General features: G+C 74.7%; 10 protein-coding genes. 6 read left to right on the top strand and 4 right to left on the bottom strand.

The genetic code is table 11. The features are described from left to right. Positions 1 to 438: 438 nt before the first annotated feature. The 6 genes from IH00_RS0102115 to IH00_RS0102090 are packed head-to-tail and all read left to right on the top strand — an operon-like array spanning position 439 to position 7,278. On the top strand, positions 439 to 1,719 hold the full coding sequence (locus IH00_RS0102115) for an ADP-ribosylglycohydrolase family protein (RefSeq protein ID WP_158827612.1): 1,281 nt from the start codon (positions 439 to 441) through the stop codon (positions 1,717 to 1,719). Continuing rightward, positions 1,709 to 2,845 (top strand): ADP-ribosylglycohydrolase family protein, encoded by a 1,137-nt coding sequence (locus IH00_RS43740; protein WP_234334730.1) that lies wholly within the window; start codon positions 1,709 to 1,711, stop codon positions 2,843 to 2,845. The genes IH00_RS0102115 and IH00_RS43740 overlap by 11 nt, the downstream gene beginning before the upstream one ends. Continuing rightward, entirely contained in the window at positions 2,842 to 4,383 is a 1,542-nt protein-coding gene (locus IH00_RS0102105; RefSeq protein WP_039946022.1) for an ADP-ribosylglycohydrolase family protein, read from the top strand. The genes IH00_RS43740 and IH00_RS0102105 overlap by 4 nt, the downstream gene beginning before the upstream one ends. After that, positions 4,380 to 5,264 (top strand): ribokinase, encoded by an 885-nt coding sequence (gene rbsK, locus IH00_RS0102100; protein ID WP_031068898.1) that lies wholly within the window; start codon positions 4,380 to 4,382, stop codon positions 5,262 to 5,264. The genes IH00_RS0102105 and rbsK overlap by 4 nt, the downstream gene beginning before the upstream one ends. Then, the gene (locus IH00_RS0102095; protein WP_031068891.1) at positions 5,261 to 6,454 is read left to right on the top strand and encodes a CaiB/BaiF CoA transferase family protein; all 1,194 of its coding nucleotides are present in this window, start codon (positions 5,261 to 5,263) and stop codon (positions 6,452 to 6,454) included. The genes rbsK and IH00_RS0102095 overlap by 4 nt, the downstream gene beginning before the upstream one ends. After that, positions 6,451 to 7,278 (top strand): HpcH/HpaI aldolase/citrate lyase family protein, encoded by an 828-nt coding sequence (locus IH00_RS0102090; RefSeq protein WP_031068889.1) that lies wholly within the window; start codon positions 6,451 to 6,453, stop codon positions 7,276 to 7,278. Before IH00_RS0102095 ends, IH00_RS0102090 begins: the two co-directional genes overlap by 4 nt. 159 nt (positions 7,279 to 7,437) lie before the next feature. On the opposite strand, the gene lgt is transcribed toward IH00_RS0102090, so the two are convergent. The 4 genes from lgt to trpB form a co-directional block, all read right to left on the bottom strand. Beyond that, positions 7,438 to 8,427 carry a prolipoprotein diacylglyceryl transferase gene (lgt, locus tag IH00_RS0102085; RefSeq protein ID WP_031068888.1) on the bottom strand — a complete coding sequence of 330 codons (990 nt, stop codon included), beginning with the start codon at positions 8,425 to 8,427 and terminating at the stop codon, positions 7,438 to 7,440. Positions 8,428 to 8,521: 94 nt separating this feature from the next. Continuing rightward, positions 8,522 to 9,382 (bottom strand): thioredoxin domain-containing protein, encoded by an 861-nt coding sequence (locus IH00_RS0102080; protein ID WP_039946029.1) that lies wholly within the window; start codon positions 9,380 to 9,382, stop codon positions 8,522 to 8,524. A 74-nt stretch (positions 9,383 to 9,456) separates the two neighbouring features. Next, on the bottom strand, positions 9,457 to 10,269 hold the full coding sequence (gene trpA / locus IH00_RS0102075; protein ID WP_031068886.1) for a tryptophan synthase subunit alpha: 813 nt from the start codon (positions 10,267 to 10,269) through the stop codon (positions 9,457 to 9,459). Then, positions 10,266 to 11,597 carry a tryptophan synthase subunit beta gene (gene trpB, locus IH00_RS0102070; RefSeq protein WP_052411120.1) on the bottom strand — a complete coding sequence of 444 codons (1,332 nt, stop codon included), beginning with the start codon at positions 11,595 to 11,597 and terminating at the stop codon, positions 10,266 to 10,268. Before trpB ends, trpA begins: the two co-directional genes overlap by 4 nt. Between the last annotated feature and the right edge of the window lie 20 nt (positions 11,598 to 11,617).

Here is an 11,617-nt window from a genome sequence, read left to right as displayed (position 1 = left end):
ACCCGCCCCCACCCGCGCGGCCCGGCCCCCGCACCCGACACCGCCACCCCCGCCCCCGCGGACGCGGAACCGAGCGCGCCACGAGCCGGCACCCTCCCGGAACCGTCAGCCCTGCCCGCCGGGACTCCGGCGCCCGCGGCCGACGCGCCGGTGGACGCCGCACCCGGTACCGGGGCTCCCGCGGCCGGCCCCGCCGCCACCCGCGCCCCGGACGACGGCCCGGCCCGGCCGCGCTCACCCGGCGACAACGGCCGCCACGGCCCCCCGTCACCGTTGCCGCCGCGCGGCAGCGATCACCCCGCACCCTCGACACCGGTCCGACCCCCCGACACCCGGCCCCCACGCCCGGCCCCGGTCCCGCAGGCCGAGGGCAGCCCTGCCCGGCCGCCGGCCCCCGGGGGCCCGGAGCGCAACGGCAGCCCCGGGTCGCGGTCCTCCGTGCCTCCGGCAGCCCGCACCGCGCCGGGACTCCGTATCGAGGGGCTCCTCCTCGGTCTCGCCTCGGGCGACGCCGCCGGGTGGCCCGCCGCCCGTCACCGCGCCGCCCGCATGCCCGAGTGGACCCGCCGCCTCACCCGCGAGCTGGACACCTTCGCCGAGCAGAACGCCACCACCACCCTCCCGGTCCCCATCGCCCTCAACCAGCCACCGGAGCCCCTTCGGCTCGGCCCCTCCGACGACGCCGAGTGGGCGGTCTTCACCGCGGAGACCCTGCTGACCGCGGCCGGAGACCTCTTCCGTGCGCTCCCTCCCGCACGGCGCATGTGCGCGGCCGTCGATCTGGCCTGGAACTCCCTCGCCGCCGAGATCGCCGCCGCCGCCGACCGCGCGCCGGAGGTCGAGTCCGCCGTGCTCCCGCTGCGCGCCCGCATCTCGGTGCGTGCCGGGCTCGGCAACCTCGCCACCGGACTGCGCCCGCCCGCCACCGGCCACGACAACCCGCACTACTTCGACGACGCCGCCTGCGTCCGCGCCGCCGTCCTCGCCGTCGCCCACCCCGGGGACCCCCGCGCCGCCGCCGAACTCGCCGAGTTCGACGCCCGCTACACCCAGGACGGCGACGGCGTGCACGGCGCCCGCGCGATGGCCGCCGCCGTCGCCGCGGCCCTGGGCGGCGCACCGGTCGGCGACGCCGTGGAGGCCGCGCTCGGCCAGCTCCCGGACGCGACCGAGATCGGCCGCAACGCCCGGCATGCCACCCGGCTGGCCCGTGCCGCCGGCACCGCTTTCGAGCTGGTGCCGCTGCTGGAGCACCAGATCGTCGACCATGTCTACAGCTACGGCATCGCCGCCGCCGAGACCGTGCCGGTCGCGCTCGCCCTCGCCCTCGCCGCCGGCGGCGAGGTCACCGCGGCGGTGCCGGCCGCCGCGTGCCTGTCGCGGGTGGCCGACTCCGCCCCCGCCCTCGCGGGGGCGCTGACCGGTGCGCTCACCGGAGGCGACGGAGTTCCGGCCACCTGGCGCGACGCCTGCCGCACCCTCGCCGGCTGCGCGCTCCCCCGTCTCGCGGGCACGGACCTGGTGGAACTCGCCGAGCGGCTCGCACACACGGGACTCGCCACCCCGGGTGGACAATTCCGACATGACGACCTTTCCGACCTCACCGACGCCTCCGACCTCGCCGACGTCCCGGAGCACACCGACGTCCCGGACCGGCCCCGCGGCGACGGCCTCGCCCACGCCGCCCACGCTCACGCTCGAGGACCGGATCACCGGTAGCCTCGTCGGGGCCGCCGTCGGTGACGCGCTCGGCGGGCCCGTCGAGGGCTACACCCCCGAGCAGATCGCGGAACGCCACTTCGGCCGCGTCACCGGCATCGTCGGCCCGTGGCACGGCGACGCCTGGCGCACCGCCCGGCCCCTCGCCCCGTACCACAAGGGCGACGGGCACGTCACCGACGACACCCTGATGACGCACGCGCTGATCCGGGTGTACGAAACGGTCCGCGACCACCTCGACGCGTACGCCGTCGCCGACCACCTCGTCCCCGACCTGATCTCCCACCCCCGCTGGATCCCGGAGCTGGAGGCCGAGGCACTGCCGCTGCAGCGGATCTTCCTCGCCGAGAAGTGGCTGGTCACCCGCCTCCACTACGGCCACGCCGACCCGCGCGAGGCCGGTAACGGAAACATCGTCAACTGCGGTGCCGCGATGTACATGGCGCCGGTCGGCCTGGTCAACGCCGCCAACCCGGCCGCCGCCTACGCCGAGGCCCTCGACATCGCCGGCGCCCACCAGTCCTCGTACGGCCGCGAGGCCGCGGGCGTCTTCGCCGCCGCGGTCGCCGAAGCGTGCCGGCCCACCGCGACGCCCGCCACGGTCGTCGACGCGGCGCTCGCCCTCGCGAAGGACGGCACCCGCGCGGCCATCGAAGCCGTATGCGAAGTGGCCGCGCGCCACACCGACTTCGAGGCGGCGCTGCGTCCGCTGCGCGACGCCGTGGCACCCTTCGACACGGTCGGCCCCGACTACCGCTCCCCCTCCCTGGCGGCGCGGCGCCCCTCCCGGCTGCACTCCGTCGAGGAGCTCCCCATCGCCCTCGGCATGCTGCTGGTCGGCGAGGGCGACTACCGCCGTACGGTGCTGGGCGCCGTCAACTACGGCCGCGACTGCGACTCGATCGCCACCATGGCGGGCGCGATCGTGGGCGCGCTGGGCGGCGAGACCGCGGTGCCGGCGCCCTGGGCGAATCAGGTGGCCGAGGCCAGCCGCCTCGACCTGCACGCTCCGGCCGCGGCGCTGGCCGAGGTCACCCGGGAGATCTTCATGCGGGACACGGCCCTGCGCCGCGTCCACGAGACCGCGTTCATCGCGCTCTCGCCCAAGCCCGAGGTGACCCTGTGAGCGTGCGCCTCACCTGGGTCCAGCCGGAGGACCTGATCGGCCACGAACTGCGCCAAGCCGCGGAGGACGGCCGCAACGCCTCGGCCGTCGAGGCGCGCTGGTTCGCGGCCGGCGGCGCCCCGGCGCCGGTCGCGGCGGGTGCCTCCGCGAGCCCGGCGCCCCCGCACCTGCGCGCCCTGGCGGAGCGCCTGCTGGACGAACTGGCCGCGCAGCCGAGCCCGTTGGTCCTGGCAGAACCCACCTCCCTCGCTCTCATCAAGCGCGCCTGCCCCCACTGGCCGGAGCCCTCCTCCGCGCCCAGTCCGGCCCCGCCCGGCACGGCGCCGGGCCCCGCCGCACCATCCGCCGCCCACACCCCCGGCCCGCTGCGGCAGCGCGCCACGCGATCGGGCAAGGCCCCCCGCCCGGACGCCCGCGCCACCCCGGACCAGGGCGCCACCGACCGCGCCGCCATCCCCGGGCTCGGTGAACGGCTGCATGCCGCCTGGCTCGGCCGTGCCGCCGGGTGCCTGCTCGGCAAGCCCGTCGAGAAGCTCCCCCTCCCGGCCATCCGGGCCCTCGCCCGCGCCACCGGCAACTGGCCGCTGACCACCTGGTTCACCGCCAAGGGCGTGCCCCCGGCGCTCGCCGCGGCCCACCCCTGGAACCGCCGGTCCGCCGCCACCTCCCTCGCCGAGAACATCGACGGCATGCCCGAGGACGACGACCTCGACCACGCCCTGCTCGCCCTGCTGCTGCTCAAGCGGTACGGCCCCGGCTTCACCACCGCGGACGTCGCCCGCCTCTGGCTGGACGAACTGCCCGCCGGCCGCGCCTTCACCGCGGAACGCGTCGCCTACCGCAACCTCCTCTCCGGTCTCGAACCGCCGCTCACCGCCACCCACCGCAATCCGTTCCGCGAGTGGATCGGCGCCCGGATCCGCGCGGACGTCCACGGCTGGACCCATCCGGGCGACCCGGCCGCCGCCGCCGAGCAGGTCCACCGGGACGCCACCCTCACGCACACCGCCAACGGCGTGTACGCGGCGATGTTCACCGCGGCGGTCCTCGCCGCCGCGGCCTCCGGCAGCTGTGACGTCCACCAGTCGCTCGCCACCGGCCTGACCGTCGTCCCGCCCGACTCACGCCTCGCCCGGGCCGTCCGCTTCGGGATCGCCACGGCACGCGCCCACGCCGACTTCGACACCGTCACCGACCGCCTCCACACCGCATACGGCGCCTACCACTGGGTACATGCGGTCCCGAACGCCGCCCTCCTCTCCGCCGCCCTCACCCACGCCGACGGCGATTTCACCCTGTCCATCTGCCGAGCCGTCTCCGGCGGCTGGGACACCGACTCCAACGGCGCCACCGCCGGCTCCGTCGCCGGACTGCTCGCCGGACACCCGGACCGGATCCGGGAACGCTGGACCTCCCCCCTGAAGAACCGGCTCGCCACCTCCGTCCGCTCCTTCGACGGTACCGGCTTCGACACCCTCGCCGCCCTCACCCACGACCTCGTCCACCACCCCGACCCCCAGGAGGCACACCGCCCATGACACACATCGCGGTGCTCGGCAGCACCAACATGGACCTGGTCGCCTATGTGCCACGCGCGCCCAAGCTCGGCGAGACGGTCACGGGACGCGAGTTCCGTACGGTCCCCGGCGGCAAGGGCGCCAACCAGGCCGTCGCCGCCGCCCGCGCCGGGGCCGAGGTGTCGATGATCGGCGCCGTAGGCTCCGACGACTTCGGCGCCCGCCTCCGCGCCGCGCTCGAGGGCGCGGGCGTGGACACCGACCTCCTGCGCACCGTCGAGGGGCCCTCGGGAACCGCCCACATCGTCGTGGACGACGAGGGCGACAACGCCATCGTCGTCATCCCCGGCGCGAACGGCACCGTCACCTCCCTCCTCCCCGGCGACGACGCCCTCATCGCCACCGCGGACGCCCTGCTGCTCCAGCTGGAACTCCCCCTCTCCGCCGTCGTCGCGGGCGCCGAAGCGGCACGCCGCCACGGCGTCCGCACGCTCCTCACCCCCGCCCCCGCGCAGCCGCTGCCGCCCGGACTCCTCGCGGCCACCGATCTGCTGCTGCCCAACGAGCACGAGGCCGCGTCCCTCACCGGTGTCGCCGACCCGCACGCCGCCGCGGCCGAACTGCTGCGGCACGTCCCCGAGGTGGTCATCACCCTGGGCGCGGCCGGCAGCCTCTACGCGGCCCGGGGCGCCGCCCCCGTCACCGTCCCGGCCCCGCAGGTCCGGGCCGTCGACACCACCGCCGCGGGCGACACGTTCGCCGGCGCCCTGGCCGTGGCGCTCGGCGAGGGCCGGCCCGTACCGGACGCCCTGGCCTGGGCGTCGTCGGCCGCGGCGCTCTCGGTCCAGCGCCCCGGTGCCTCCTCATCGATGCCGTACCGCCCGGAGATCGACGCCGTATGACCACCACACCTCCCCTCGCGGGTCTCCGCGTCCTCGACCTCGCCACCCTCTTCGCAGGCCCGCTCGCGGCGACCATGCTCGGTGACTTCGGTGCCGACGTCATCAAGGTCGAGCACCCCCGCAAGCCCGACCCGTCCCGGGGCCACGGTCCCGCGAAGGACGGCGTGGGCCTGTGGTGGAAGCTGCTCGGACGCAACAAGCGCACCATCACCCTGGACCTGTCCACCCCCGGCGGCCGCGACACCCTGCTCCGCCTCGCCGCCGCCTCCGACGTGATCATCGAGAACTTCCGCCCCGGCACCCTGGAGCACTGGGGCCTGGGCTGGCCCGAATTGTCGGCCGTCAACGACCGGCTGGTGCTGGCCCGGGTCACCGGCTTCGGCCAGGACGGTCCGTACGCACGCCGCCCCGGCTTCGGCACCCTGGCCGAGGCGATGAGCGGCTTCGCCGCCATCACCGGCGAACCCGACGGCCCGCCCACGCTCCCTCCCTTCGGCCTGGCCGACTCGATCGCCGCCCTGGCCACCTCCTACGCCGTGATGACGGCTCTGCACGCCCGGGCCGCCACCGGTCGCGGCCAGGTCGTGGACATGGCGATCATCGAGCCGATCCTCACGGTGCTGGGCCCCCAGCCGCTCTGGTACGACCAGCTCGGCTACGTCCAGCCCCGTACCGGCAACCGCTCCCGGAACAACGCCCCCCGCAACACCTACCGCGCCGCCGACGGCTCCTGGCTGGCCGTCTCCACCTCCGCGCAGTCGGTCGCCGAACGTGTGATGCGCCTGGTCGGCCGCCCCGACCTGATCGACGAGCCCTGGTTCGCCGACGGCACCACCCGCGCCGAGCACGCCGACGAACTCGATGAGGCGGTGGGCGCCTGGATCGCCCGGCACACCCGCGACGAGGCCATGGCCGCCTTCGAGAAGGCCGAGGCCGCGATCGCCCCGATCTACGACATCCGCGACGTCATGAACGACCCGCAGTACCAGGCGCTGGGGACGCTCGCCGATGTCCCGGACCCGGACTTCGGCACCATCCGTATGCAGAACGTGCTCTTCCGGCTCTCCGAGACCCCCGGCTCCATCCGCTGGTCCGGCCGCCCGCACGGCGCGGACACCGACACCGTCCTCAGCCAGGCCGGCCTGACCCCGGCCGAGATCGGTGCCCTGCGCGCCGAGGGCGCCGTATGACGTCCGGCCCCTCCGCGCCCCTGACCCTGCTGTACGCACCGGGCGACCGCCCGGAGGTGGTGGCCAAGGCCCTGCGGTCCGGCGCCGATGCCGTGATCGTCGACCTGGAGGACGCGGTGGCGCCGGAGCGCAAGGCGTACGCCCTGGACGCCACCGTCGACCTCCTCTCCTCCCCGCAGCCCGTACCCGTCCATGTCCGCCTCCCCGGTGCGCACGACACCGCGCACGACAACGCAGCCATCGCTTCGCTGGCCCCCCTCCCCGGTCTCGCAGCTCTGCGTGTTCCCAAGGTGACACACGGCACTGACATCCACCGGATCGCGGCTCTCGCCCCCGGCGTCCCGCTGTACGCGCTGCTGGAGTCCGCGCTCGGCATCGAGCGTGCCCACGCCGTCGCCACCGCCCACCCGGCCGTCCGCGGCATCGCGATCGGGGAGGCGGACCTCCGCGCCGACCTGGGCGTACGGGACGACCACGGCCTCGACTGGTCGCGCAGCCGGGTGGTGGTCGCCGCCCGCGCCGCCGGGCTGCCGCCGCCCGCGCAGTCCATCCACCCCGACATCCGCGACCTCGACGGCCTGGCGGCGTCCTGCGCCCACGGCCGCGCCCTCGGTTTCCTGGGCCGCGCCGCGATCCATCCGCGCCAGCTCCCCGTCATCGAACGCGCTTACCTGCCCACTTCCACGGAGATCGCGGCCGCGGAGGAGATCGTCGAAGCCGCCGCCACCGGCACCGGCGCGCTCGCCCTGCCGGACGGCCGCTTCGTCGACGCGGCGATCGTCGCGGCGGCCCAACGGACCCTGTCCCTCGCCCGGCGGAGCTGACCGCGTGCACCCGGCCGGCCCGGACCCACCGCACACGCTCGGACCCGGACACGCACGGAGACGGCCGCACACGCACGGAGGCGGCCGCCGGAACCCCCTGGTCCCGGCGGCCGCCTCACCGTGCCGCGCGTCAGCGCTGTCGTGCCGGCCCGTGGCCGGTCAGGCGTCGGCCGCTTCGGCCGCGCCCGGCTTCCGCAACCTGTCGCCCGGCGCCGTGTCCCCGGCCGAATCCACCGGAACGGAACCGGCCGGGTCCGCGGAGTCCGCGGACTCCTGCGCGGTCGTGTCGGCCGTCCCACCGGACTCGTCGCCCTTGGAGCCACCGCCCGCAGTGACCGCCGCCGGCTCCACGACCTCCTCGCGCCCGGGCCGTACCCGGGACGAGACGACGATGTACGCCACGGCCGCGAGGAAGACCAGGATCGCGGTCCACACGTTGAGCCGGACGCCCAGGATGTGGTGCGCCTCGTCGACCCGCATGTACTCGATCCAGCCGCGCCCGGCGCAGTACGCCGCCACATAGAGGGCGAAGGCCCGCCCGTGGCCCAGGGTGAACCGCCGGTCCGCCCAGACGACGAGGAGCGCCACGCCCACGCACCACAGCGACTCGTACAGGAAGGTTGGGTGGTAGAGCCCCGCCTCGCGGTTCACGCCCTCGCTGATCTTCAGCGCCCAGGGCAGGTCGGTCGGCTTGCCGTACAGCTCCTGGTTGAACCAGTTGCCCCAGCGGCCGATGGCCTGGGCGAAGGCGATGCCGGGCGCGATGGCGTCCGCGTAGGCCGGCAGCGGGATGCCGCGGCGCCGGCAGCCGATCCAGGCGCCGACCGCGCCGAGCGCGATCGCGCCCCAGATACCGAGGCCGCCTTCCCAGATCTTGAAGGCGTCGACCCAGTCCTCGCCCTCGCTGAAGTACAGCTGGTAGTCGGTGATGACGTGGTAGAGCCGGCCGCCCACGAGGCCGAAGGGCACCGCCCAGACGGCGATGTCGGCCACGGTGCCGGCTTTGCCGCCCCGGGCGAGCCAGCGCTTGTTGCCGTACCAGACGGCGACGAAGACACCGATGATGATGCAGAAGGCATAGCCGCGCAGTGGGAGCGGTCCGAGGTGGATCACGCCGGTCGACGGGCTCGGGATGTAGGCAAGGTCCATGGCAGGACCGACGCTACCGTGCCGGGCGGGAGACAGGGCGTCCCGCCCGGCAAAGACTCCATAACGAGCCGGTGCCCGGTGGCGCAGGCGGTGACTAGGAGGTGGCCGGCGACGGGGAGGCCGGGGCCGGCGGGGAGGCGGGAGGGGAGGGGAAGGCGGTGCCGGGCTTCTTGCCCTTGTTCGCCTCGGCCACCCACTTCTTCAGGTTCTCCACGGAGATCTGCTCCTTGCCCTTGGTCGGGAAGATCGATTCTCCGTTGAGCAGCACGGTCGGCGTGCCGCGGAAGCCGCCCTCGCTGAACGCCTGGTTCGACTTGTTCACCCAGCTGTCGTGCGTGCCGTCCGACACGCACGAGCGGAAGGCCGGCGTGTCGAGCCCGGGCACCTTCCCGGCCAGCTCGAACAGCTTGTCGTCGTCGGCGAAGGCGTCGTCCGGCTCCGGCGGCTGGTTCTGGTAGAGGACGTCGTGGTACGCCACGAACTTGCCGGCGTCCTGGGCACAGGCCGCGGCGTTCGCCGCGTTCAGCGAGCCGCTGCCGCCCATGTTCCCGTCGATGATCGTGGCCAGGTGGTACTCGACCTTGATCTGTCCGGAGTCGGTCAGTCCGTGGATCGTGTCCCGGACGGCGTTCTCGAACTGGGCGCAGGCCGGACAGCGGAAGTCCTCCCAGATCGTGAGCGTGGACGGGGCGTCGGTGGCACCGACGGGGATGGCCAGCTGGTCCTTGCCGGCCGCGCCGGTGGGCGCCGCGACGGGCCCGGCGCCGGAGCCTTCGCCGTCGTCGCCGGTGTTGGCGGCGATGACACCGGCCACCGCGGCGAGGCCGAGCACTCCGACGACGGCCGCCGACACGAGCAGGGTGCGCCTGCGACGCTCCCGGGACTTCTGCTGCTCGCGTTCGATCTGGAGCCGTTCTCGCGCGCTCCGCTTGCCTGCACTGTTCTTCTCGCTCACGCCCACAGCAACGAACCGGGGAGGCGCGGGCGCGCCTCCCCGGTCCAGATCCACCCGTTCGAGCGACGAACGCCTTATGAGCGCTTCACTCCGCGGGCGAGTTCGCCCGCGAGGTTCCGTACGGCGGCGATGCCGGCCGCGTGGTCGCCGGCGTCGAGCATCCGCTTGACGAACGCCGATCCGACGATGACGCCGTCGGCGAAGGCGGCCACCTCGGCGGCCTGTTCGGCGTTCGACACGCCGAGGCCGACGCACACCGGCAGCTCGGTGGTGGCGCGGGTGCGCCGTACCAGGTCGGCGGCCTCGGCGCCGACGGACTCACGGGTGCCGGTGACGCCCATCAGGGAGGCGGCGTACACGAAGCCGGATCCGGCGCTCGTGATGGTGGCCAGCCGCTCGTCCTTGCTGCTGGGGGCGACGACGAAGACGGTGGCCAGGCCGTGCTTCCCGGCGTGCTCGCGCCACAGGGCCGACTCCTGGACCGGCAGGTCGGGCAGGATGCAGCCGGCGCCGCCCGCCTCGGCCAGTTCGGCGGTGAAGCGCTCGACGCCGTACCGGTCGATGGGGTTCCAGTACGTCATCACCAGGACCGGCTTGCCGGTCGCCTCGTGGGCTTCGCGGACGGTGCGCATCACGTCGGCGATCTTCACCCCGCCGCGCAGGGCGATGTCGTCGGCGGTCTGGATGACCGGCCCGTCGAGCACCGGGTCGCTGTGCGGCAGTCCGACCTCGACGATGTCCGCGCCGCCGTCGAGGACGGCCTTGACGGCCTCGATCCCGCCGTCGACGCTCGGGAAGCCGGCCGGCAGGTACGCGATGAGGGCGGCCCGGTTCTCCGCCTTGGCCCGCTCCAGGGTGTCGCTCAGCAGCTGGATGTTCCCGCTCACTTGGTCTCCCCCCGGGTCTCGGTGCCCCGCTGGATGTCGGTGTCCCGCTGGATCTCCGCGGCGCCGTCCTCGGCGGAGGCGTCGGCCTCGACGGGGGCGGCGTCGGTCTCGTACAGGCCGAAGTAGCGCGCGGCGGTGTCCATGTCCTTGTCGCCGCGGCCGGAGAGGTTGACGACGATCAGGCCGTCCTCGCCGAGCTCCCGCCCGAGCTCCAGGGCGCCGGCCAGCGCGTGCGCCGACTCGATCGCCGGGATGATGCCCTCCGTGCGGGACAGCAGGCGCAGGGCCTGCATCGCCGCGTCGTCGGTCACCGCGCGGTACTCGCCGCGCCCGCTGTCCTTGAGGTACGCGTGCTCCGGGCCGATGCCCGGGTAGTCGAGGCCCGCGGAGATCGAGTACGGCTCGGTGATCTGGCCCTCCTCGTCCTGCAGGACGTAGGAGCGCGAGCCGTGCAGGATGCCGGGCTCGCCGGCGGTGAGGGTGGCGGCGTGCTCACCGGTCTCGACGCCGTGCCCGGCCGGCTCGCAGCCCACCAGGCGTACGGAGGCGTCCGGGATGAAGGCGTGGAACAGGCCGATGGCGTTGGAGCCGCCGCCGACGCAGGCGACGACGGCATCGGGCAGGCGGCCCGCCCGCTCCAGGATCTGGCGGCGCGCCTCGACGCCGATGACGCGGTGGAAGTCGCGCACCATGGCCGGGAAGGGGTGCGGTCCGGCGACCGTGCCGAAGAGGTAGTGCGTGCGGTCGACGTTGGCGACCCAGTCGCGGAACGCCTCGTTGATGGCGTCCTTCAGGGTGCGGCTGCCGGACTTCACGGGGACGACCTCGGCGCCGAGCATGCGCATCCGGGCGACGTTCAGCGCCTGGCGCCGGGTGTCGATCTCGCCCATGTAGATGGTGCATTCGAGGCCGAACAGGGCGCAGGCGGTGGCGGTGGCGACGCCGTGCTGGCCGGCGCCGGTCTCGGCGATGACCCGGGTCTTGCCCATGCGCTTGGTGAGCAGGGCCTGGCCGAGCACGTTGTTGATCTTGTGCGAGCCGGTGTGGTTGAGGTCCTCGCGCTTGAGGAAGACCCGTGCGCCGCCCGCGTGCCGGGCGAACCGGGGCACCTCCGTGAGGGCGGAGGGGCGGCCGGTGTAGTGCACGAGCAGGTCGTCGAGCTCGGCCGCGAAGGCCGGGTCGGCCTTGGCCTTGTCGTACTCGACGGCGACCTCGTCGACGGCGGCGACGAGCGCCTCGGGGATGAACTTGCCGCCGTAGGCACCGAACCAGCCGTCCGCGCTGGGGACCTGGGCGTCGGGGTCGGGGATGAAGAACTCGCTGGGCATGCGACTGCTCCTCACGGGGG

The sequence above is a fragment of the Streptomyces sp. NRRL S-118 genome, from assembly GCF_000716335.1.
Taxonomy (GTDB): Bacteria; Actinomycetota; Actinomycetes; order Streptomycetales; family Streptomycetaceae; genus Streptomyces.
Note: the sequence above shows the minus strand (reverse complement) of the source record. Positions and strands in the feature narration are given on the sequence as shown.

Bases quoted from the DNA above. Each gene is read 5' to 3' on its own strand.
- lgt (WP_031068888.1), bottom strand. From the start codon at position 8,427: ATGGACCTTGCCTACATCCCGAGCCCGTCGACCGGCGTGATCCACCTC.
- trpB (WP_052411120.1), bottom strand. From the start codon at position 11,597: ATGCCCAGCGAGTTCTTCATCCCCGACCCCGACGCCCAGGTCCCCAGC.
- IH00_RS0102095 (WP_031068891.1), top strand. From the start codon at position 5,261: ATGACCACCACACCTCCCCTCGCGGGTCTCCGCGTCCTCGACCTCGCC.
- rbsK (WP_031068898.1), top strand. From the start codon at position 4,380: ATGACACACATCGCGGTGCTCGGCAGCACCAACATGGACCTGGTCGCC.
- IH00_RS0102090 (WP_031068889.1), top strand. From the start codon at position 6,451: ATGACGTCCGGCCCCTCCGCGCCCCTGACCCTGCTGTACGCACCGGGC.